Here is a 505-nt window from a genome sequence, read left to right as displayed (position 1 = left end):
GAGGGACGCGCCGGGCACCGGGCGCAGCAGCAGGGAGCCGATGGCCAGGACGGGTTCGCCGACCGCGTCGGCGGCGGTGAGGGCGAGGGTGTCGGGGCCGGTGCGCTCCAGACGGACGCGCAGGGTGGTGGCGCCGGTGGCGAACAGTCGCACCGGGCCGGCGGAGAACAGCATGCGCCCGTCGCCGAGGCCGTCGAACGCGCCGAGGCCCAGCGGGTGCAGGGCGGCGTCCAGGAGCGCCGGGTGCAGGTCGTGGCGGGCGGCATCGGCGGCTGCGGACTCGGGGAGCGCGACCTCGGCGTACACGGCGGTGTCGTCCCGCCAGGCGGCCAGCAGGCCCTGGAAGACGGGCCCGTAGTCGAGTCCGGCCTCGCGCAGGCGGACGTAGAGGCCGTCGGTGGCGAGTTCCTCCGCACCCGGCGGCGGCCAGGCGGTCAGGTCGTGGGCCGGGTCCGGTCCGGTCTCGGCGGTGAGGACGCCGGCGGCGTGCCGGGTCCACTCGGCG

General features: G+C 78.0%; 1 protein-coding gene. It reads right to left on the bottom strand.

Annotated elements, in window-relative coordinates:
• A partial coding sequence (locus tag AWZ10_RS46515; protein WP_159058628.1) for a polyketide synthase dehydratase domain-containing protein occupies window positions 1–505 on the bottom strand: 505 nt, incomplete at both ends.

This window comes from Streptomyces europaeiscabiei, from assembly GCF_001550375.1.
GTDB classification, from domain to species: Bacteria; Actinomycetota; Actinomycetes; order Streptomycetales; family Streptomycetaceae; genus Streptomyces; species Streptomyces europaeiscabiei.
This window is presented reverse-complemented; position numbering and strand designations above follow the sequence as displayed.